A 21,948-nucleotide genomic window follows, 5' to 3' on the forward strand; every position below is an offset into this window, starting at 1 on the left:
GACGATTCAATGAAAATAAGAAGATTTGCGGCAGTACTGCTTGCGGTGGCGCTGGCAGCGGCCGGGATAACGGGATGTTCAGGTAAAAAAGATAAAGATGCTAAAGGCGGTCAGGAGGCGATGGGGAGATATGTAGAGGAACCAGTTGAGCTTCCTGTGAAAGAAGGAGAAAATGTGATAGCGCTGACTGCAGGGGAAGAGAGTGATTCCTGGCTTTATACCTATAACACATTGGCAGGAACATACGGGGCATACCACTATGAGGACGGTAAATTTACAGAAGGTGACGCGGCCTGGCTGGATCATGCAGGCAGCACGTTAGGAGAGTTCAGCAATATAGCAAGGGGAGAAGACGGTAAACTATATGCACTGTTTTTTGACAATGAGAATAAATCCCATGTGGTCAGAGATGCAGGGGACGGCACGAGTGAAGAGATTGTGATACCAGAGCTTGCCAGCCAGGGAGATATGGATATGTATCCGATTGTTTCGAACATGGCGGTTGATTCCGACGGAAACCTCTTCCTTGCGTTTCCGGTTACGGGAGAGGTAAGGATGTATGACCAGAAGACAGGGGATCTGATCAGGAGCTTCCAGAGCGGGGAGTATACCGGAGTTCTGTCCATGCTCATGGATGTCAGCGGAAAAGACCTCATCATGGGAAATCAGGACGGGACTGGTTTTATCTACTATGATACAGCAACCGGCGAAGTGAGGGATGAAATCAAATATGCTGACATGACGAGTGACGGCATTGTCAAAATCAATGAGAAGAATGACTGCATTTATGCGGATTCCAAGGGGCTGCACCACCTGACAAAAGGGGGAAGTGTGGCAGAGGACCTGATTAGTGAAAACGCGTCCGCATTCGGTATTCCGCAGGCGGGTGCCATAAACCTTGTGGAGACAGAAAAAGGGACATATCTGGTACTGTTTCATACACAGACTGCAGGCGGAGAGACGACTTACCAGCTTTACCGGTATGTATATGATAAGACTGCAAAAGCTAAGCCTTCCCAGATGCTGACTGTTTACGGGCTGACAGAAAGCAGTGCGGTACGGCAGGCGATTGCGAAGTTCCAGCAGGACAATCCGGATGTGGGAATCGAATACAAGACAGGCAGTGCCGGAGAGGGAACCGGAACAAAGGCGGACAGCATCCGTGCACTGAATACGGAGCTGCTGGGGGGCAGCGGCGCTGATGTGATTATGCTGGATGGTCTGCCGGCAGAGTCTTATATTGAAAAAGGTATATTAGCTGATCTGGGCGGCATATTGGATGCTGTGGATAAAGAGGATGGAATCAGCGCGAATATAACAGATCCTTACGAAAAGAACGGCAAAATATATCAGATTCCGACCAGATATGGTGTCCCGGTCCTGATGGGCAGCAGTGAAAAAGCCAGGATACTGAAGTCGTCAAATACACTGATAGATTACATGAAAGACCATAAATGGAATGATTTAATGGAGATGGCCGATAAAAATAAGGTCATGGGCCTGTTGTTAAATATTTACTATGATGAGATTGTAGATGAAAAACAAAGCATTGATACAGAATTACTTGCTTCCTTAATCGAGACAGCAGGAAAAACCGTAGAATCGGACGGCGTGGAAGGAACCATATTTTTTGGGGGAGGATCACAAACCCCGGACTCAGGCTGGAATGTCGGGAAGGTGGGAAGCCTGGAGGAAACGGATACGATTGCATCATATGAAATCAATGGGATTCAGAGTATGATGATGCCTTATCATTACATGAGAAAAACAGGTACAGAACCAACGGATACGAATGGCATTTATACCCCCCATGACCTTGTAGGAATCAATAAGGCTTCCAAGAATACCGAGCTCGCCAGGGAATTTGTAAAAACGTTGTTGTCCAAGGACGTACAGACTGTAGATGTGGACTGCGGTTTCCCGGTGAATGAAAAGGCAATGGAAGCCTTGATACAGAGTTTGGAGGAAGAACCCGATGAAGCCAACGGCAGTGTAAGTATTTCATCTGCAGCATCTGCTACAGATGGCGAAGAAGATGAAACAGAACCAGTGACGGAGAATATTACACTTCCCCACAGAAGTGAGGTACAGTCTCTGGCCGATATGGGAAAGAAACTGAAAAAACCGGTACAGAAGGATGACATCATAGGAGAGATGATACTGGATGGAGCAAAAACATATTTTGACGGCAGCAGAACGGCCGAAGAGGCAGCGAAAGATATCGCTGAAAAAGCAGATACCTACCTTTCTGAATAGCGCGGTGCCTTCTATGCATATGGCAGGGGGAAAACGAAAGGGGATACGGTACCCCGGCAGGTTTCTTTTCCTCCTGCCAAGCCTGGGGGGAGTGGGGATCTTTATCCTATTTCCGTTCTTAGATGTGTTCAGGCGTTCTTTTATGGACGCAGTGGGCGTGAATTTTACGGGACTGAATAATTATTTGACCGTAATCGGGAAGAGTTCGTTTCAGCTGGCGGTGTCAAATACAGTGCGTTTTATCGTGACCTGTATCCCCCTGCTTTTACTCCTTTCCCTGGCGGTGGCTGTTCTTATCAGCAGTATTACAAGGCTTCGTGAGCTGCTTAAGACGATATTCCTGTTTCCGATGGCGATCCCGGTCGCTTCTATCGTGGTATTGTGGCGGCTTGTATTTGACAACCACGGATTTTTGAACGGTTTTATTGAGCGGTTCCATATCAGTCCCACAGACTGGATGAACGGACCATCTGCATTTTATGTCCTTGTGTTCAGCTACCTTTGGAAAAACACAGGGTATGACATGATCCTGTGGCTGGCCGGACTGAATGAAATCCCGGATTCTCTCTATGAGGCGGCCAGAATGGACGGCGCGGGGAAAAAAGAGTGTTTCTTTCACATTACCCTGCCTCTTCTAAGACCGACTGTGGCGATGATTGCTGTATTATCACTGGTCAATTCGTTTAAAGTATTCAGGGAGGCCTATCTGATCGCCGGAGATTATCCACACAAGAGTATCTACATGCTGCAACACCTTTTTAATAACTGGTTTGTAAAGCTTGACATACAAAAGATGAGCGCTGCCTCTGTCATGATGGCAGCCGCTGCATCACTGATTATAATAGGAGTGCATCTGACATATGAAAAGAAAAAATAGGTGGATCACGGCGGGGTTAGTCCTGCTGAGCAGCGTTATATGGCTCCCTCTGCTGTACATGGCGGCGCAGTCCTTTATGGGAAAGGGGGAGCTGATTGAAAATACAGGGGCAGTCCTGGCAGGCGCTGACGGAAGGGCACATTTTTCTCTGCTGCCGAAGTATCCCACTCTGGAACCATACGTGGAACTGCTTTTGGATTCCCCCGGATTCTTCGTGATGTTCTGGAATTCATGCAGACAGGTATTTCCAGTCCTTCTCGGCCAGCTTTTAATCGGGACACCGGCCGCATGGGCACTGGGGCGCTATAAATTCAGGGGCAGGAACATCCTGATGCTTCTCTATATGATATTAATGATAATGCCCTTTCAGGTAACAATGGTGTCGGGATACCTTGTATTGAAGCAGTTTCAGCTTCTGGATACACATCTGGCACTTATCCTTCCCGGCATATTCAACACATTCCCGGTATTTATCATGTCAAAAGCATTTTCAGGAATCCCGGATTCACTGATCGAAGCTGCCAGAATAGACGGGGCAGGTGAATTTAAGGTCTTTTGTATGGTCGGGGTCCCGATGGCACTGCCGGGGATTATCTCTGCCATGATTCTGGGATTTCTGGAATACTGGAATGTCATTGAACAACCGATGACATTTTTGAAAACAAAGAATTTATGGCCGCTGTCTCTGTATTTACCTAATATTACATCCGATAAGATCAATGTTTCTTTTGCGGCATCCATCGTTATGCTGCTTCCGGCTGTTTTTCTGTTTCTGTGGGGGCAGCAGTATCTGGAACAGGGAATTGCGGCTTCCGGGCTGAAAGAATAAAAGCGAGGTTGGACAGTTATGACTCAAAGAACAAGGCGTAAGAACGTAAAAGAGAAGATAAAGACAAAAGCATTCTGGGGAAAACTGCTTGCTATTTTTTTTGCAGTGATGGTACTGTGCACTATTGTGTCACGGGCAGCAGATTCAGTGATCGTCCCCAAGGTCAGGCTTGAAAAACCTTCCTCGGGAAATTTAAAATATAAGATAAAGGGAAAAGGCAGCATAAAAGCGTCGAAGGGGGATCTGGTGACGGTTCCCGCAAATCTGCGGGTTAAGGAGGTTACAAAACCAGGTACAAATATAAAACCAGGAGATCCCCTTGTACTGATCGATACAGAGGAGCTTTCAAGAGAACTGGATCAGCAGAAGGACAAACTGGAACAGCTGCGCCTGCAGTTTGAGAAAGAGCAGATCAGCCAGACGCCGGACGCCCGGACACCCCAGACCTATCTGGCAGAAAAGAATCTGGAAATGGCCCGGAACAATTATCAGGAGGCATCTGCCAGACTGGATGAAGCAGTAAATACAGAGAATCAGGAGGCGGCGGAAAGACAGCGGAAGGCGGATGAGCAAAAACAGACGGCATATGATACATTTTTGATGCAGGGCGGTGAGGAGAATGTGGAGGCAAAAGCGGCATACGACCAGACCATCAGCAGCATTGATCAGGAACTGGAGCGCGCAGCATCAGAAAAGCAGACACAGATTGAGTCTCTGAAGCAGAGTGTGGATGCCATGCAGGATGCACTTGACCAGGCTCAGGCGGCATATGAGATTGCCCAGACAGAGGATGAGAATACAAATGCAAATGAACAGAAGGCAAAGCAGAGCTCAGACCTGACCCTTGAAGGATTGAAGATAGATATCGGACAGCAGGAGAAAGTCATAAAAAGACTGCAGGATATTATGGATGCGAAAGGCGTTATAAAATCGACTGTGAAAGGAACCATTACGCAGAACAGCATGTCGGAGGGCATGGTTACTTCAGGACAGGAATATATACGGATCGGAACAGGCAGTTATGAGTTTTTAGCCCCTGTGGATAAAGAAGATGCCCTAAAGCTGAAAGAAGGAGATACAATACTGGCAGAATTTACCGGCATGAAGGGACAGAAAAAACTGAAGATCCAGAGCATCCGGACAGAGGAAAACCGGTCCGGGGATGAAAGCGGGGCGGCAGGGGGCACTGGTGACGGAACAAAGCAGAATCAGGATGACATACGGTATATTACCGCCAAGATAGAAGGGGACGAATATTCGGATGGTATGGAAGGTGCGTATGTGATTGAGAAAGAGTCCGATATCCGGTATGACTGGATTCTGCCGGTAGAAGCGGTCCGCGAGGATTCAAAAGGGGCATACTGCCTTGCGGTCAGAAAAACAAACACGATTCTGGGCGAGGAATATGTGACGGAGAGAATCAGTCTGGTAAAAAAGGCAAAGGACTTAAACAGGGTAGCCGTGGAAGGAGCATTGACGGACAAAACAAAGGTAATCAAAGAAAGCAGCAAAGAAATAGAAGAAGGAGACAGGGTGCGAATTGACCAGTAAGAGAAAATATATACAGAGAATACTGCTCCTGTTCAGCATTGGCCTTCTGGTGCTTTCTGTTGCAGAATATTCTTATATACATGCAGGAGAAACGATCATACATGTCAGGTTTGAGAAGAATACAGTAAGTGCAGAACAGCTTGACAGTTATTATGAGCAGATTCGCGGAGGAAAGACAAATTTAGAAAAGAAGGCCGGTGAGATACCGGAAGTGACTCTCTGGAACATAAAAGACCGGATTGAGGCGGCAGCAGGGGAATATTTCAGTGAAGGGGATTTTTCGCTGATAGAGGGGTACGGTGATCTGGAAAAAATTCTGCCCGGACAGCGTATAGACGGCATGTATCCTTCGAAAGGGGACAACCGGGGCTGCGCCATCAGTGATGAAGGCGCCAGGGCTCTGTTCGGGAGCAGTGATGTGGCCGGAAAAACACTGACTGTGAACCAGGAGGATTATGTGATACGTGGTATTATCAAAGAAAAAAGGAAAATGCTGTGGATTCAGAATCCGGATGCATCTGGGTTTTCCAATATCGAAATGGTCTATAAAAGCAGGACCGCTGTATCAGCGGCCGAAAGCTGGCTTATCCAGCAGGAGTTTGGTACTCCGGATACAGTTCTGGCAGGAGGGGATTATTCAGCCTTTAATTTCCTCTTCCTGACGCTTCCTGTCTGGGCCATTATTATTTATGGATATATTGTACTGAAAAGGCAGATAAGTATGGTTGAAATAGTCGTACTGAGGAATGTGCTGCTTGCATTTTGGGGGATAGGCCTGGCCGCATTGATATTTGCCGGAATCCGACTCAGCTTTCGGTTTAGTCTGGATTATATCCCGAAAAGATGGTCCGATTTTAGCTTTTATCAGGGAAAGGCCGAACAACTGGTGCAGTCGGCACAGAATATAGCCGGATCAAAGCAGCTTCCAGGGGATGCGGCACTCATAAAACACAGCAGGAACAGTGCCTATCTTGCGTGGGGGAGCCTGCTTTTGATGGGGGCGTACCTGTACAGGCGGCGTGAAAAAGATTAGAATATAATTGCAAAAGGCAGGGACAGGCGCGTATAATGAAAATGTTATACGAAGGGAGAGGGAAAATTGTCAGAGAACAAGAGTTTTTATAAGAATTTCTTTTCCATATATGCAGCGCTTGTTTTACAGAATGTCATTACAATCAGCGTCAATCTGGCGGATAATATGATGCTGGGGGCTTATAGTGAAACATCCCTGGCGGGTGTGGCAGCGGTGAACCAGATACAATTTGTCTTTCAGCAGGTATTAACGGCGCTCGGGGAAGGGCTTGTCATCATAGGCAGCCAGTACTGGGGGAAAAGGCAGACAGAACCGATGAAAAAGATTGCGGCTATCGCTATGCGGATCGGTTTATCGGTAGCTGTGATTCTGTTTCTTATCGTCAGTATCTTTCCTTATCAGGCAGTCGGGATCTTCACAACAGATGGCCCGATCATACAGGAAGGCGTAAATTATTTAAAGATTATCCGGTTTACATATCTGTTCTTTGCCGTGACGCAGCTTTTACTTGCGACACTGCGCAGTACGGAGATCGTGAAGATTGCATTTCAGCTTTCTATTATGACCTTTTTTGTAAACTGCGGAATCAATTACCTGCTGATCTATGGGAAATTCCACTTTCCGGAGATGGGGACTGCAGGAGCGGCAGTGGGTACACTGACGGCGCGGATTCTGGAGTGTGGTATCCTAATTATATATATGGTGAAGAAGGAGAAGAATCTCAGAATAAAGCTGAAGGATTACCTGCAGTCTGATAAGGTCCTGAGAAACGATTATGTCAGAATTACAGGGCCGATGGTACTGGTGCAGGGGCTGTGGGGCGTGAATACGGCCTTGCAGACGGCGATTCTGGGACATATGACATCAGCAGCCATCGCGGCAAACAGCGTGGCTTCAACGGTGTTCCTGCTGGTAAAGTCCACCGCTGTGGGAGCCGCCTCCACGGCATCTGTTATCATCGGGAAAACAGTCGGGACAGGTGATATAGACCGTGTAAAGCGGTACGCGGGAAAACTGCAGAGACTGTTCCTTGTAATAGGAGTTTTGTCCGGCATCATTTTATTCTTTATCCGGATTCCGATCCTGAGCCTGTATGACTTATCGGCATCCACAAAAGAGATGGCGAACACCTTCCTGATCATCCTGAGTGTCGTATGTGTAGGCATGTCCTACCAGATGCCGACCAACAACGGAATCATCAGGGGAGGCGGGAATGCGATGTTCGTTGTCAAAATGGACCTCATCAGTATCTGGATGATCGTTATACCGCTGTCGTTTGTCATGGCATTTGTTGTAAAGGCTTCTCCGGCGGTCGTTGTATGCTGCCTGAATGCGGACCAGATCTTTAAATGCGTGCCGGCATTTCTGGAGTCACATTATGGCAACTGGATACGGAAGCTGACAAGAGAAGACGCAGAAGGTTAGGAACAATGCGAAAAATAGAGATTTAAAATAGTTTGACAGAGTGAGGCGGCCCCGGGGCCGCTTCTTTTTTTCACTATTTCAGAAACGTCCTTTGAAATTCGCTTAGTTACATTTTAGAAAAATTTTATGGTAATACCAGATTGATTTTTTGAAATTTATCTGGTATGATTACCATACTTCGATATGAAAGTTCATGTCATTCAGGTATTCTGTTTTATTTTTATTGTTATCTTGCAGGATCTGCAATCATTCAATGTTTACAGGTGTGATGTTTTTTTGATGGAAAGCTTGGTGATGCTATGGGCTAAATAATAATTTTTGTTACTATTATTCTAAAATCTTTTTACATTCTGTTTTTTATTGTTTTATTCTGGTAGAAATAACTACTTTTCCCAAACTGATTATGATAAAATGAAAGTTACAGTGAATTCTACCAGCTATACGAATCCTGATGAGCTGATTATAACAACGATGAGTGATGCCGTTTATCTTGGCATGAAGAATGACATTTCTTTTCTCATCGCTAATGTTCTGAATCTTTATGAACATCAAAGTACTTTAAATCCGAATATGCCGCTGCGCGGGCTGTTTTATTTCGCTGATGTGCTACGGGTATACATAGAGACTATGCAGTTCAACATTTACGGCAGTTAACTAGTACCTTTACCGGCTCCTGTTTACCTTATTTTTTATAATGGGGCAGATTCGGCACCAGATGAGATGGATCTGCTGCTGTCGGATGCTTTTTATGATCTGCCGCCCGGACAGAAACCTGCGCTGGAATGCCGTGCAAAAATGTTGAATGTAAATCTTGGGCATAATAAGGATTTAATGAACCGCTGCAAGAAATTGAATGAATATGCCTGCTTCATCGCCCGTGTCCGGGGATACCTGAGCAGGAAATTTGCTTTGGAGGATGCTGTGAACAGGGCGGTGGATGAATGTATAGAAGAGGGGATACTTGCTGATATTCTTAGAAAGAACCGCGGTGAGGTGGTTAATATGATACTTTCAAACTTTAACGACAAACTCCATTATGATTCACTCCGCAAAGAAGGATACGAGTCTGGATATGAGGGTGGATTCGAGGATGGATTCGAGGATGGATTCGTGGACGGATATAAGAAAGGCAACATGGATTATCTGAAGTCCCAGATTCAAAAGAAGCTTAAAAAAGGCCATTCTGCGGCTCAAATCGCTGAGCTTTTGGAGGAGGATCTTTCTGTTATTGAAAAGCTGGTGGAGGAAATACAGAAAGAAGATACGGAGTAACTGTTCATGGGTTCTGAATAGTTACGATGCTGATAAAAATAGATTTGACAATGGAATAAATGATATATTTTGTTTCCGTTTTTAAGATGAGAGGTGTGGTACATGGGACGTCGGGTTAAGTGCAGACGAATCTGCGAGATGCCGGGAATCGATGAGTTTGCCCCTGCAAAGATAGATTCCGGGGAAGAGATAATAATGACGATTGACGAATACGAGGCTGTCCGTCTGATCGACCATCAGGGATATTCCCAGGAGGAGTGTGCACAGCAGATGAATGTGGCAAGGACTACTGTACAGTCCATTTATGATTCGGCAAGAAAAAAGCTGGCAGAAACGCTCGTGGAAGGCAGAAAATTAAAAATCGGGGGCGGTGTGTATGAAATCTGCCCAAAGGCAAAGGAGTGCTGCCGCAGGAGATGCATCCAGAGACACTGCAGTGAGAATAATTGACATATGCCGGAAAAAGTTGTACAATCATTTCATATCCTCTAGACTGAGGCGTCAATCTGAGTCTGTATTGCCCACTCAGAAGATGGATTAAATCAAGTAATCATCAAGGAGGCATTCAATATGAAAATTGCAGTAACATATGACAACGGACAGGTATTTCAACATTTCGGACATTGTGAGAACTTTAAGATCTATGAGACCAAGGACAAAAAGATCGTATCATCAGAGGTCGTGAGTGCGGCTGGCAGCGGACACGGTGCACTTGCAGGATTTCTCCAGAACCATCATGTACAGGCCCTGATCTGCGGCGGAATCGGGGGTGGCGCCCGCGTGGCACTTGCCGATATCGGTATGGAACTGTACCCGGGAGTGACGGGAGATGCAGATGCCAGTGTGGAGGCACTGCTGGAAGGGACACTTGCATATAATCCGGATACGATGTGCAGCCATCATCATCATGCAGAAGGACATGACTGCGGAAGCCACTCCTGCGGAGAAGACAAACACGGGTGTGCAGGTAATTAGTTTATCTTATAAGAAGCAGCTGGCTGCTTAAGGGGGACATGAAGTCGGAAATGAAATTCTGCTGCATGTCCCCTTGTGTTTCCTCTATTGTAAATTTATGGGATTGCATCTATAATTATATGGAGTAAATTCAAGAACAATTAGAAAGCACAGGCAGTCATGGAGAATTTAATATTTAGTTTAAATGCTACTGTCCCGGTTTTTCTGTTAATGATGCTGGGACTTTTTTTCAAAAAAATCGGATGGATAGAGGAAGATTTTGCGGCAAAAATGAATAAGTTTGTATTTGTCGTCCCTCTTCCGGTCCTCGTATTTAATGATCTTGCATCCGTTGATATCCGCAGTGTATGGGACAGCAGATTTGTGTTGTTTTGTGCGGCAGTCACGGTGCTCAGCATAGGGATTTCTTCAGTCATCTCCCTGATATGGAAAGATAAGGCCATAAAAGGAGAATTCATACAGGCTTCTTATAGGAGCAGCGCAGCGCTGCTTGGAATTGCAATCATACAAAACGTATACGGAACAGCTCATATAGCGCCGCTCATGATTATCGGCAGTGTGCCGATCTATAATATCATGGCGGTCATTGTTCTGTCGCTGTTTGGTCCGGGAGAGAGTAAACTGGATAAGGAGATGCTGGTCAGTACAGGAAAGGGAATCCTGAAGAATCCGATTATCTTAGGAATAGCTGCCGGAATTCTCTGGTCCCTGCTTAGAATCCCGATGCCGTCCGTTATGGAAAAAACCGTAACAAGTGTAGCGGCAATGGCTACCCCGATGGGGCTTATGGCAATGGGGGCCACCTTTGATATTAAGAAAGCATTTTCTAAAGTACGCCCGGCCCTTCTGGCGGCCTTTATGAAACTGATTGGATACTGTGCCCTGTTCCTGCCGCTGGCTGTGAAAATGGGGTTTCGGAAAGAAGAACTCGTAGCCATCCTGGTTATGCTGGGTTCGGCCACAACCGTAAGCTGCTTTGTCATGGCAAAAAATATGAAGCACGAAGGCATTCTGACGTCCAGCGTGGTCATGCTGACTACACTGTTCAGCGCTTTCAGTCTGACAGGCTGGCTCTATATTCTCAAAAACATGGGAATGCTGTAAAGCGGATGGATTAGAACGATATTTTATTGTAGAAGGAGGAAGGATTTATGAAAGTACTATTATTAAACGGAAGTCCACATGCAAAAGGAAGCAATTACATTGCCCTTCAGGAGATGGTGAAGGTTTTTCACCAGAATGAGATTGAGACAGAAGTGATCCAGGTCGGAAATCAGGCTGTCAGGGGATGTATGGCCTGTGGTTACTGCTTCGAACACGGTAAATGTGTGATAGATGATTTGGTGAATGAGATAGCCCCTAAATTCGAGGCCGCAGATGGTCTGGTGGTATCCAGTCCTGTTTATTATGCGTCTGCAAATGCCACATTGATCGCACTGCTTGACAGGCTCTTTTATAGCACATCCTTTGATAAAACGATGAAAACAGGGGCAGGTGTTGTGACTGCGAGAAGGGGCGGATTATCATCGACATTTGACGAATTGAATAAATATTTTACTATCTGCGGGATGCCTGTAGCGTCCAGCCAGTACTGGAACAGCCTTCATGGGAACAATGCCGGTGAGGCAGTACAGGATGAAGAAGGGCGGCAGATTATGCGGACACTGGCAGCGAATATGTCTTTTCTGATGAAGAGCATTGCACTTGGCAAAGAAAAATACGGGCTGCCGGAAAAGGAAGAAAGGATCGGTACTAATTTTATAAGATAGTTAAAATGCATGGGGCAGTGCAGCAGAATTTGGATTCTGTCCGGCCGGAAATAGAAGCTGGATTTCCGGCCGGACAGGGCATCTGACAATTATTTCGCTGCTTTTTCAGCAAATTCAGTTGTCACGAGATCTGCGTAAGGAGCCCTTTGTTCCAATTCTCCTGCACTTTCCAGTATATCCTGGAGCAGATTAAAACTGTCTTCCTCAAATACCAGATTATCTTTCCATGTATCCTGATCATAGTATCTGGTAACAATCGTGGTGATTGTTTTTAAATCTGTTTCCGGGAACTGAGGTTCAATTACTTCGGCAATTTCTTCCGGAGTGTGTGACTGAACGTAATCCATTCCTTTCTGGAGTGCGTTGACAAATCCCTGAATGACGTCCGGGTTTTTCTCGATATAGCTCTGTTTTGCACTGTAAGCGGTGTAAGGTACGTAGCCGCTGTCTTCGCCGAGAGAAGCAACGACATAGCCTTTTCCTTCCGATTCCAGAGAAGTTGCACCGGGTTCAAATTCAACCGTATAGTCTGCTTTTCCCTCTGCGAAGGCTGCAGCAGTTGAGCCAAAGTCGATGCTCTGATTGATTTCCAGATCCTTTGCCGGGTCGATTCCATTTTCTTTCAGGATATACTCGAAGACCATCTCCGGCATGCCGCCTTTTCTTCCGCCGAGAACAGTGCTGCCTTTGAGAGCATCCCATGAGAAGTCCGGCATTTCCTCACGTGCAACAAGGAAATTCCCCGCACGCTGGGTGAGTTGTGCAAAATTGACAACATAGTCGTTGGCACCTTCATTATAAGTATAAATAGAAGCCTCAGAACCCATGAAACCGATGTCAGCCTCACCTGAAAGGACAGCGGTCATGGTCTTATCTGCACCAAATCCGCATACCAAATCGAGATTAATCCCTTCATCTGCAAAATATCCTTCTTCCACGGCCACATACATTGGCGCATAAAAAATGGAGTGTGCAACTTCGTTTAAGGTAACATCCATCATTTCTTTCTGAGTATCATCCTTCTCTGTTCCTGACTTCGTATTTGCAGAAGTCTCTTTTCCGGTATCCTTCGAGCCGCAGGCACTCAGGGTAGCCATGATCATAGCCGCACACAGAAGTACGGCAAGTATACACTTTTTCATAAATTTCCTCCAGTAACATAATTCAATCACTTATAATATATGAGAAATTCAGGAATCGGTTCCAGAAACAAAGATAATCGGATTCCGAATCGGGAATAATATGTGGTAATTTGCGACCGGTTTTGATATGATGGAAGTAACAATAAACTATAAGATTCCGAATACGAAGGAGTTTATATGAGGAAAGAAGCATCACTTGAACAATGGAAAGAGCTGTATGAACTGGGAATAGAATTGAAGGGGTTAGAACCCTGGAAGGATTTCTGGGATATGGATTTGATCGTTATATGTCCGAAAGGACGCAAGGAACCTTTTTTCTGCAGTGTGATGGGAAAAGGCGGTTCCTGTTATGGGATCAGTGTATACAGCGGCTATGAAGGCCTGAAGGATTTTGAAATGCTTACAGCTACTGAGATAACCGGGATATCTTCTGAGTATGCGATGTTTGAACAGAATAATCTGACCTGCTATTTGGGGGACAGGGATGAAGTGCCGCCCCAGCAGAAGAAGGTGATTAAGGAGCTGGGGCTTTCATTCCGGGGCAGGGGGCAGTGGATGTATTTCCTGTCGTTCAAACGGCGGTATATGCCGTATACTCCGGATGAGGACGAAGTGGAAGAATTGATCCGGGTTTACAGGGGGCTTGCGGCCGCAGTCAGGGAATACCGTGAGAATGACATACCGGTGGATTACGAGTCAGGGGAATGCTTCTGGTATATCTATCATGAGAAGGAACAATGCTGGAAATCAGAGATACACGGTCTTCCTGATGATGCCGGGACAGAATATCCTATTGTAGAACTGGAAGATGAGATCCTGAAAAAGAAACTGCAGAAGAGACCACTGATAGATGGAGAGCTTCAGCTTGACTTTATTTATCTGAACGGCGGGGTGAAGGAGAGCGGATATGACCGTCCCATTAATCCACTTCTGTTTATGGCCGTCGATGGTGACAGTGGTATGGTGATTACCGTGGAAATGATGGGTCCGGAAGATGACGAGATTGATATTTCACTGAATTTCCTGGTGCAGTTCATAGAACAGTATGGAAGGATAAAAACGGTGAAAGCGAGAAACGCATGGATATTCTCGGCACTGGAGGATCTCTGTGAATACTGTGGCATTAACCTTGTGAGTGAGAACATGCCGGAGTTGGAAGAAGCCGTGGAGAATATGAAAGGATATTTTGACAAAAGACCGTAATCTGTTATCTGTCCGATAGTTCGTAGAGCAGCAGGAACCATCTATTTTCTGCAAACAAGGGATATGGTGACTTCTAAATTTACACAAAAAACATCCGGGGAATGTAGTGACCTATAAGCTGACTTATAGGAATCACCACATTCCCCGGATGTTTGACTTTAATAGTTATCGTGATCTTCTTCAAACGGATCGTCATAATCGTAGTCATACTCATCATCACTTCTTTTCGAAGCAATTGTGAGCACAAGGAAGATGACAGCGAAGACACCGCCTGCGACTGCACCATACAAAAGGAACTTGTCATCGCCACGTTTTAAGAATGCAAAAACAGCGCCGCCCGCATAAAAAATCAGCGGCAGAAGGAAGGCAAAAATAGTATGCTTCTTCTGCATAATCAAAAGAAGAAGGCCGGATACAAGCATGCAGAGTGCAAGTACAATATAAATCGTACCTGTTGTAGCATTAGATCCATCTGATATGTTATTCAGCCCTGCGATAAGTGCCTTATATGCAAAGAATCCAAATGCCACGATGGAGATAATACCAAAGATAATGCGAACCAGCCTGAATTTCGGCTTCGGTTCTTCCTTTTCGACAGGAGCCTTCTGAACTGGCTGTGGAGCCTGCTTTTTACGGGCAGGGGCAGATCCGGACGCGGCAGGTCTCTTCTTTGGTGCTTCTTCCTCAGGTGAAGCGGGTCTCTTTTTCTTTACAGGCTTTCTGTCCGGATCAGAAGCAAGCATGTCTTCATAGCTGTCGCGGACAGCTTTCTCTCTTTTTACCCGAACCTTTTCAGGTGGGATATTGCTGTAGCGCTGCTGCGTATTTTCACCGGCAGGTTTGCGTGAACCAGTATCAGAAGAAACAGGCCGTTTTCTCTGGACGGGTTTTCCGTCAGGCCCGGTTTTGGAAACTGGGCCGGCAGTTACACCGGAAACAGGTCTCTTTGCCGGAGCCGAGGTTTTCTCCTTAGGTGCTGATTTAACGGGAGGAACCGGTTTAGATGACGGAGCAGCTTTTTTTACCGGAGCGGCATCCGGATTGCTGGATTTTACCGGAGCAGCGGCTTTTTGTGCCGGAGGTACAGGCTTTGCATCAGGTGACACAGGCTTTTTCTTAGGGGCCGCTTTTTTCACCTGTGCATTCTCAGGCGTGTCTTTTTTGACCGGGGCTTTCTTACTTGCCGGCGGAACAGAAACAGGACTGGCCTCACTGGCTTTTGCGGCCGGTTTCACCTGTGCAGGTGTACTTTCTTTAGACTGTGTATGATTAGAAGCGCTTGCATCAGCGGCTTTTTTTGCTCTTTGTTTATCAAGATTCCACTGCTTTTTGCAGTCTCTGCAGATTGCGTATTCGTTAAAGATAGGTTTACCATTCTCGTCAACGCCTACTTGTTTCTTTTGTAATTCTACATCTTTTCCACATTTCGGGCATCTCATTTATGCGTTCCTCTCTTTCTTGGGTAGATTAACGTTACTGTACACAGGCACGCCTGTAAATAGTAACAGATTAACAACGCTTTTATTATAGCATTATGTCAGTGGAAGGACAAGGAAAAATGTAATATTGCGGGGGATTATGTCGAAAGCCACCGTCATATGATGTTGAATGGCGGTGGCTTTTCGGGGAATACTAATTAGGAAATGTGATCCTGGGGAAGACCCTTTCCCGTATTGGCATGTTTGTCTGTTTTTTCCTTAATTACAGGGGGCTGATACTGATATACATCATTATAGGCCTCCAGTTCTGCTTCCGATGTCGGAAGTGCGGGAATCAGGCCCGTGCAGTCTCTGGCTGATGCCGCGTTTGACAGATAATCATAATCGTCAATGATTTTTTCGTTTTCTTTGTTATTTAACATGGGCTTCACCTCAATATTAGTATCTGCCCAAGTGCAAATTGTATTCTGGCAGAAATATGGTATACTTAGAAACGAATGGAAAAGGAAAGAGGGATGATTATGAAATTAGAAGCAGATACACATGCACACACAATCGCAAGCGGCCATGCCTACAATACAATCCGTGAGATGGCGGCGGCAGCAGCGGCAAAAGGACTGAAAGCATTTGCACTGACGGAACACGCTCCGATGATGCCCGGCTCGTGCCAGTCGTTTTATTTTCAAAATCTGGATGTTGTGCCGAGAATGATGAATGGGGTCCGGATGCTGTTTGGATCGGAATTAAATATTATGGACACGAATGGTAAACTGGATCTTCCGGAATCGGTCTGCCGTGATCTGGATATTGTTATTGCCAGTATCCATAAACCGTGCTATGGAATGGAACATTCGGAAAAAGAAAACATGAGAGCTTATATAGAAGTTATGAAAAAACCATATGTCAATATTATTGGCCATCCTGACGACGGACGTTTTCCGGTGGATTATGAGGCACTTGTCCTTGCGGCAAAAGAGACTGGGACGCTGCTGGAAATTAACAATTCTTCTCTTCGCCCCAAAAGTGCAAGACAGAGTACAAGGGAGAATTCGATCACGCTTCTGGAGCTGTGCAAACAGTATGAGGTTCCTGTTACAACAGGAAGCGATGCCCATATGGATGTGGATGCCGGTAATTTCTGTAATGTAGAAGAAGTGCTTAAATACTGTGATTTTCCGGAAGAACTGGTCGTGACGACTGATTTTGAGAGACTGAAACCATACCTCAATCTGTATAAATATGGTGAATCTTAAATCTGTATAAAAAGGTGGACTTTACAAGTTTAGTGTGCTAAAATGTAACGGTAGTCATTTGACTGATAAAGGAGATCGGCAGTATGAGTAAGAAGATAAGAACAGAGGCGGTGGACTATCTGTTTAGCGCCATATTAAGTCTGGAAAACAAAGAAGAGTGCTATACTTTTTTTGAAGATATCTGCACAATCAATGAATTATTATCACTCTCCCAGCGGTTCGAAGTGGCGAAGATGCTAAGGGAACAGAAGACTTATCTGGAAATTGCAGAAAAGACCGGTGCTTCAACGGCAACGATCAGCCGTGTGAACCGTTCACTTAATTATGGAAATGACGGGTACGATATGGTGTTTGAAAGATTAGGACACAGCGAAAAGAGAGATGCGTGATGCATCTCTCTTTTTGTTTACGGAAACCATGAGACAGCTCAATTCCGATTACTTTTTAGGGGCCTTGCCGGACGGATCAGGCAATTCGTCAATGATCTTCTCGATCAGTAATTTCTTCACATAAACGTCGAAACTCAGACTGCATATAAAGGAAAACAGCTTCAGGTAATCCTTGTCCTCAACATCGATATCTTCAAAAGAGTCCTCGGCCCTCTTGTAAGCCGTTTTGAGCTCCTCTTTCAGTGGCTCAATCTGGGCCTTTTCCATTGCACATACTTCTTCATAAAGCTGTGTCATATCCAGTTCACTGGCAGAGTCGAAGTACTTGCTTGTGAGCGGCTTCATCAATGTCTCGATATCCTTGATGGAAAGGATATTCTTAAAGTAATAGATAAAAATCAGGACCAGTACATGTTCCTTTGTATACTTCTTCTTGACCGGCGGCGGAAGCAGATTGTTCTTGGCGTAATTGTTGATCATTGTCTTCGTCAGAATCTTGTCATCCTTGTACCGCTTGGTAGACTTAAGCTGGGCATCCATAAAGGTGGTTACCTGATCCATGTATAAATCTATATTCGGAATATCTCCCGGATGAATATAGTCAATGCGGGAGATGCTTTCTAAAATGCTGTTCAGCATATCGTTCGTATTAATCGTCATATTCTCACCTCAATATATTTATTATATAGTATTAAAAACTAGATGGCAAGTATTTTTTAACTACTAATACACTGCGGTTACTGTTCACACCCTACGGGCGTGCACAGTAACGGCATCTGCCCATTAAAAGTCGCCTGCGGCGAGGGGTGCTATGCGCCAGTGGCGCATGTTCAGCACGGACCGCAGCGGAGCGTAGACCAGATGCCCCGAAACTATCACTTTATCGGCCCCGATGCCGTGCAGCTAGGTGCACGGCACGGTGTGAACAGTAATACACTGCGGACAAATTCAAAGTATTTTGAACAATTCTCTATATCAACTATGTGCATAAAAGTTATATGATGATAGCAGGGGGATAGTAACGGGATGTACAATGTACGTCCCGGGGCCCCGCCTGATATATGAACAGTAATGGAAAAAGTGACGGGAGGAATTGGAAATGTTAGTGACCCTGAAAGAGATATTGAATTTGTGTGAAGCGAAAGGCTGTGCCGTCGGTTCCTTTAATACGCCGAATCTGGAATCTATTATGGCGGTCATCGGCGCGGCGGAAGAAATAAATGTTCCGGTTATTATCCAGCACGCCCAAGTGCATGAAGAGATCATGCCGCTTGCGACAATCGGGCCGATCATGCTGGAGCTTGCGTCACAGGCGAAGGTGCCGGTGGCAGTCCATATTGATCATGGCGAAACTGTAGAGTACATATACCGCGCATTGAATCTGGGATTTACCTCTGTGATGTATGACGGCTCTACACTTCCATTCGAGGAAAATGCTGCAAATACGCGGCTGGTTGTCTCTCTGGCGAAAAGGACGGGGGCGTCTGTAGAGGCTGAAATCGGCTGTATGGGCAGGCGCGAGACAGGAGCCGGTTCTGCCGGGGCAGGAAATGATCCTGAAAAGATATATACAGATCCGGGGGAGGCAAAGCGGTTCGTAGAATTAACCGGGATCGACGCTCTGGCATGTTCTTTCGGGACAACCCACGGCGTCTATATCAGCAAGCCGAAGCTGGACTTCAGTGTTGTTGAAAAGGTCAGGAAGAACGCGGGAATTCCGGTCGTTATGCACGGCGGCTCGGGGGTAAGCCAGGAAGATTTCCGGACGGCCATCCAGAAAGGTGTCCGTAAAGTGAACTACTATACATACATGGCTATGGCCGGTGGCGAGACGATTGTCAACCAGTTCAGAATGGGATGTATCCCGGTTGAAAAAAACGGGAAAAAATATAAATACTGCTATTCCCTGATGGAAAGTGATAAGGATGTTCCGGTGATGTATCATGACATCGTGCAGTGGGGGACACAGGCAATGAAAGAGAATTGTAAGAAGGCAATGGAAATCTTTGCAATGAAGTAGGGGAAGGAAGGGATGCTGTGCACATTTACATGCAAGGCATCCCTTCCCTTTGTTTATGCAGGTGACAGGAAGTTTCTGCGGTTGATTTGCCTGTACTGCTTCGGGGGCATTCCTGTTGCCTTTTTGAATATGGTAATAAAGTAATTGTAGTCATTGAACCCACATTCTGCCGCGATTTCACTGATCCGCATTTCCGGACGGGAGACAAGCAGGCTCTCGGCCTTCGAAATGCGCAGGCTGCGGATGTGGGCGGCTATGCCTGCACCGTAATTCTGGTTTGCGATCTCATAGAGCGTTGTCTTTCCAATCTGAAAATGTTCACAGATACTCTGAACATCGATTTCTTCCGTAAAATGTTTCATAATATATTCGTCGATCATGACAGGGAGTTCTTTCTGTCCGATGATTGCCATCCGCTCCAGACAGAGATAGGAAGCAACGGCCTGCAGGATGTGGGAGGCGGATTCTATGTAGTTTTCTGAGATCAGGGGGCGCTCCCAGCAGGCATCCTTCAGACGCTCCATGTCAACCTTGTAATCTTTGCAAAGCTTTTGTATATTTTCCCAGCCTTCTTCATGCGAAGAATAGGAGAAGACGTGGCCGAACAGCAGGTAGCCGATTACAATGTTGCCCATGTAGAGCGGGGCGATGCTTTCGGTCAGCCCGGAATGGCATTGGTAGGTAAACGGGGAATGCTGTCTGGAGGCTGTCTCGCAGGCAACCGCATCACAGCGGCGGCACTCTTTTTCAGCGGCAGGGTCCGTCCTTAAAAGCCGGCAGAAAGGAGCAATCTCTTCCGGATAAGCGGCCAGTTCCCGGAAGGTATCATCGAATACAGTGATCCGGATCTGGGTGAGCGTATAGAAGTCCTTGAGCAGAGAATTCAGTTTTGTCAGGTTGAAAGTGGAAATCATCGCGGTCCTCCTAAGTACGTGAAACAAGTTTTTCGTTTCGGAAGCGATCCCGGTTTTGCCAGAACGCAGTCCTTTCTTATTAGAATACCATGCGCGCGAACAAATTCAAAGTAAAAAGAACGGAATGCTATATATTGACGACAATCTTTCCGGTACAATGGGGATATAGATGAAAGGAGGCCGAATATGAAGAAAATGACATTTGCATTATGTTTCTGTAACAGAGGTTTTATGCCGGGAGAATTGATTTACGGCGCAAGAGAGGACATGGTTAAGGCGGTGACGGATGCCGGATATGAATACATAGCAATGGATGCCGGACTGACCAGATACGGGGGTGTTGAGACAAGAGAGGAAGGGCTCCTGTATGCGAAATGGCTGAAAGAGCATGAAGGACAGTACGATGGCGTCATATTTTCCATGCCGATCTTTGCGGACGAAAACGGAGCAATCACGGCACTTCAGGATGCAGGTGTGCCAATCCTGATGCAGGCATATCCGGATGAGCCGGGAAAAATGGATTTCGCACACCGAAGAGATGCCTACTGCGGTAAGTTTTCCGTAACGGACGTGTTCACACAATACCAGGTACCGTTTACGGTGATGAAGCCCCATGTTGTGCATCCGCTTTCTCCGGTATTTGCGGAAAATCTCAAAGATTTTGCGGCGGTCTGCCGGGTTGTAAACGGGATGAAACGTTTTAACGTGGGATGCCTTGGTGCGAGGACGACAGCTTTTAAAACGGTCAGATTCGATGAGATTACCCTGCAGAAATACGGGATTAACGTAGAGTCCTTTGATTTGTCTGAAGTCTTTTTCAAGGTAAACCAAAAGGCAGATGACGATAAAGCGGTGATAGAAAAGACAAAACGTCTGCAGAATTACACGGATTTTACGAAGGTGCCACAGAGCAATATGCTTATGCTGGCAAAGCTGGCAGTCGTAATTGATGAATATATCGAGGAATATAAGCTGGATGCGCTCACTCTGCGATGCTGGAATGAAATGGAGACGATTCTGAGAGTCTGTCCGTGTGTCCTGCTCAGTGAGCTGAATGACAGGGGAATCCCGGCATCCTGCGAGATCGATATGTGTTCCGCGCTGACGATGCGCGCCATGAGCCTTGCCAGTGAAGGGCCGACAGCCGTTCTGGACTGGAACAATAATTACGGAACGGATGAGAACAAGGTGATCCTGTTCCACTGCGGGCCGGTGGCGCAAAGCCTGATGACGGGAAAAGGTACGGTTACGGAGCATAAGATGTTTGCAAAAGGAGACCCGGGATCAGGATGGGGCAGCAACGAGGGAAGAATCCGGCCGTTTGACATGACTTTTTCCAACTGCCAGACAAAGGACGGCAAAATCATCATATATGCGAGTGAGGCAAGGTTTACAGAAGATCCGATAGAAGATAGTTTCTTCGGCTGCGGTGGTGTTGCAGAAATCCCGGGGCTTCAGGATAAACTGATCAGACTGGCGCGGGGCGGGTTCAAGCACCATACGTCAGTCGGAGTGGGACATATGAAAGAGATTCTGAAGGAAGCATTTACAACATATCTGCATTATGACTGGGTGGACCTGGATTAAAATCCGGGTGCACT

22 protein-coding genes are annotated in these 21,948 nt (G+C 46.1%); 17 read left to right on the top strand and 5 right to left on the bottom strand.

Going from position 1 to position 21,948, the window contains the following annotated elements:
* The first annotated feature begins 9 nt into the window (after nucleotides 1–9).
* The 12 genes from ABIN22_RS01270 (at nucleotide 10) to ABIN22_RS01325 (ending at nucleotide 11,987) form a co-directional block, all read left to right on the top strand.
* Nucleotides 10–2,256, top strand: coding sequence for an extracellular solute-binding protein (locus tag ABIN22_RS01270; RefSeq protein WP_346906150.1), 2,247 nt, complete (start codon nucleotides 10–12; stop codon nucleotides 2,254–2,256).
* Nucleotides 2,165–3,133 (top strand): carbohydrate ABC transporter permease, encoded by a 969-nt coding sequence (locus ABIN22_RS01275; protein WP_346906151.1) that lies wholly within the window; start codon nucleotides 2,165–2,167, stop codon nucleotides 3,131–3,133. The genes ABIN22_RS01270 and ABIN22_RS01275 overlap by 92 nt, the downstream gene beginning before the upstream one ends.
* Nucleotides 3,117–3,962, top strand: a complete 846-nt coding sequence (locus ABIN22_RS01280; RefSeq protein ID WP_109729690.1) for a carbohydrate ABC transporter permease — start codon at nucleotides 3,117–3,119, stop codon at nucleotides 3,960–3,962. The genes ABIN22_RS01275 and ABIN22_RS01280 overlap by 17 nt, the downstream gene beginning before the upstream one ends.
* Before the next feature lie 18 nt (nucleotides 3,963–3,980).
* Nucleotides 3,981–5,513, top strand: a complete 1,533-nt coding sequence (locus ABIN22_RS01285; protein WP_346906152.1) for a hypothetical protein — start codon at nucleotides 3,981–3,983, stop codon at nucleotides 5,511–5,513.
* Nucleotides 5,503–6,546 carry an ABC transporter permease gene (locus tag ABIN22_RS01290; protein ID WP_346906153.1) on the top strand — a complete coding sequence of 348 codons (1,044 nt, stop codon included), beginning with the start codon at nucleotides 5,503–5,505 and terminating at the stop codon, nucleotides 6,544–6,546. Before ABIN22_RS01285 ends, ABIN22_RS01290 begins: the two co-directional genes overlap by 11 nt.
* A gap of 66 nt (nucleotides 6,547–6,612) precedes the next feature.
* The gene (locus tag ABIN22_RS01295) at nucleotides 6,613–7,971 is read left to right on the top strand and encodes an MATE family efflux transporter (RefSeq protein WP_346906154.1); all 1,359 of its coding nucleotides are present in this window, start codon (nucleotides 6,613–6,615) and stop codon (nucleotides 7,969–7,971) included.
* Nucleotides 7,972–8,382: 411 nt separating this feature from the next.
* Nucleotides 8,383–8,625 (top strand): hypothetical protein, encoded by a 243-nt coding sequence (locus tag ABIN22_RS01300; RefSeq protein ID WP_346906155.1) that lies wholly within the window; start codon nucleotides 8,383–8,385, stop codon nucleotides 8,623–8,625.
* Between the two features lie 66 nt (nucleotides 8,626–8,691).
* Nucleotides 8,692–9,243, top strand: a complete 552-nt coding sequence (locus ABIN22_RS01305; RefSeq protein WP_346906156.1) for a FliH/SctL family protein — start codon at nucleotides 8,692–8,694, stop codon at nucleotides 9,241–9,243.
* A gap of 102 nt (nucleotides 9,244–9,345) precedes the next feature.
* A complete protein-coding gene (locus tag ABIN22_RS01310) occupies nucleotides 9,346–9,693 on the top strand; it encodes a DUF134 domain-containing protein (protein ID WP_346906157.1) in 348 nt (115 codons plus the stop codon).
* A 120-nt stretch (nucleotides 9,694–9,813) separates the two neighbouring features.
* Complete coding sequence (locus ABIN22_RS01315) at nucleotides 9,814–10,218, top strand: NifB/NifX family molybdenum-iron cluster-binding protein (protein WP_346906158.1); 405 nt, start codon at nucleotides 9,814–9,816, stop codon at nucleotides 10,216–10,218.
* Between the two features lie 159 nt (nucleotides 10,219–10,377).
* On the top strand, nucleotides 10,378–11,322 hold the full coding sequence (locus ABIN22_RS01320) for an AEC family transporter (protein ID WP_346906159.1): 945 nt from the start codon (nucleotides 10,378–10,380) through the stop codon (nucleotides 11,320–11,322).
* A 47-nt stretch (nucleotides 11,323–11,369) separates the two neighbouring features.
* On the top strand, nucleotides 11,370–11,987 hold the full coding sequence (locus tag ABIN22_RS01325) for a flavodoxin family protein (RefSeq protein WP_346906160.1): 618 nt from the start codon (nucleotides 11,370–11,372) through the stop codon (nucleotides 11,985–11,987).
* A gap of 89 nt (nucleotides 11,988–12,076) precedes the next feature.
* Here the strand turns inward: ABIN22_RS01325 and ABIN22_RS01330 are convergent, their stop codons facing one another.
* A complete protein-coding gene (locus ABIN22_RS01330; RefSeq protein ID WP_346906161.1) occupies nucleotides 12,077–13,129 on the bottom strand; it encodes an ABC transporter substrate-binding protein in 1,053 nt (350 codons plus the stop codon).
* A gap of 177 nt (nucleotides 13,130–13,306) precedes the next feature.
* Here ABIN22_RS01330 and ABIN22_RS01335 point away from each other — a divergent pair, with 177 nt between their 5' ends.
* Nucleotides 13,307–14,332, top strand: a complete 1,026-nt coding sequence (locus ABIN22_RS01335) for a DUF7309 domain-containing protein (RefSeq protein WP_118621288.1) — start codon at nucleotides 13,307–13,309, stop codon at nucleotides 14,330–14,332.
* Between the two features lie 158 nt (nucleotides 14,333–14,490).
* Here ABIN22_RS01335 and ABIN22_RS01340 read toward each other — a convergent pair whose 3' ends face one another.
* On the bottom strand, nucleotides 14,491–15,771 hold the full coding sequence (locus ABIN22_RS01340; RefSeq protein WP_346906162.1) for a DUF4013 domain-containing protein: 1,281 nt from the start codon (nucleotides 15,769–15,771) through the stop codon (nucleotides 14,491–14,493).
* Between the two features lie 197 nt (nucleotides 15,772–15,968).
* Nucleotides 15,969–16,193: a hypothetical protein gene (locus ABIN22_RS01345; protein ID WP_109729670.1), complete on the bottom strand. Its 225-nt coding sequence runs from the start codon at nucleotides 16,191–16,193 to the stop codon at nucleotides 15,969–15,971.
* Between the two features lie 99 nt (nucleotides 16,194–16,292).
* Between ABIN22_RS01345 and ABIN22_RS01350 the strand changes: the two genes are divergently transcribed.
* Together ABIN22_RS01350 and ABIN22_RS01355 are read left to right on the top strand one after the other, a co-directional pair.
* On the top strand, nucleotides 16,293–17,024 hold the full coding sequence (locus ABIN22_RS01350; protein ID WP_346906163.1) for a phosphatase: 732 nt from the start codon (nucleotides 16,293–16,295) through the stop codon (nucleotides 17,022–17,024).
* A gap of 83 nt (nucleotides 17,025–17,107) precedes the next feature.
* Complete coding sequence (locus tag ABIN22_RS01355) at nucleotides 17,108–17,413, top strand: YerC/YecD family TrpR-related protein (RefSeq protein ID WP_109729668.1); 306 nt, start codon at nucleotides 17,108–17,110, stop codon at nucleotides 17,411–17,413.
* A gap of 48 nt (nucleotides 17,414–17,461) precedes the next feature.
* On the opposite strand, the gene ABIN22_RS01360 is transcribed toward ABIN22_RS01355, so the two are convergent.
* Nucleotides 17,462–18,073 carry a DUF1836 domain-containing protein gene (locus ABIN22_RS01360; protein ID WP_118621291.1) on the bottom strand — a complete coding sequence of 204 codons (612 nt, stop codon included), beginning with the start codon at nucleotides 18,071–18,073 and terminating at the stop codon, nucleotides 17,462–17,464.
* 439 nt (nucleotides 18,074–18,512) lie between these two features.
* Here ABIN22_RS01360 and ABIN22_RS01365 point away from each other — a divergent pair, with 439 nt between their 5' ends.
* A complete protein-coding gene (locus ABIN22_RS01365) occupies nucleotides 18,513–19,433 on the top strand; it encodes a class II fructose-bisphosphate aldolase (protein ID WP_346906164.1) in 921 nt (306 codons plus the stop codon).
* A 53-nt stretch (nucleotides 19,434–19,486) separates the two neighbouring features.
* Here ABIN22_RS01365 and ABIN22_RS01370 read toward each other — a convergent pair whose 3' ends face one another.
* Nucleotides 19,487–20,347, bottom strand: coding sequence for a PocR ligand-binding domain-containing protein (locus ABIN22_RS01370; RefSeq protein ID WP_109729665.1), 861 nt, complete (start codon nucleotides 20,345–20,347; stop codon nucleotides 19,487–19,489).
* A gap of 186 nt (nucleotides 20,348–20,533) precedes the next feature.
* Between ABIN22_RS01370 and ABIN22_RS01375 the strand changes: the two genes are divergently transcribed.
* Nucleotides 20,534–21,934, top strand: coding sequence for an L-fucose/L-arabinose isomerase family protein (locus ABIN22_RS01375; RefSeq protein ID WP_346906165.1), 1,401 nt, complete (start codon nucleotides 20,534–20,536; stop codon nucleotides 21,932–21,934).
* Nucleotides 21,935–21,948: the final 14 nt, after the last annotated feature.

The organism is Faecalicatena orotica, assembly GCF_905197545.1.
Taxonomy (GTDB): domain Bacteria; phylum Bacillota; class Clostridia; order Lachnospirales; family Lachnospiraceae; genus Faecalicatena_A; species Faecalicatena_A orotica.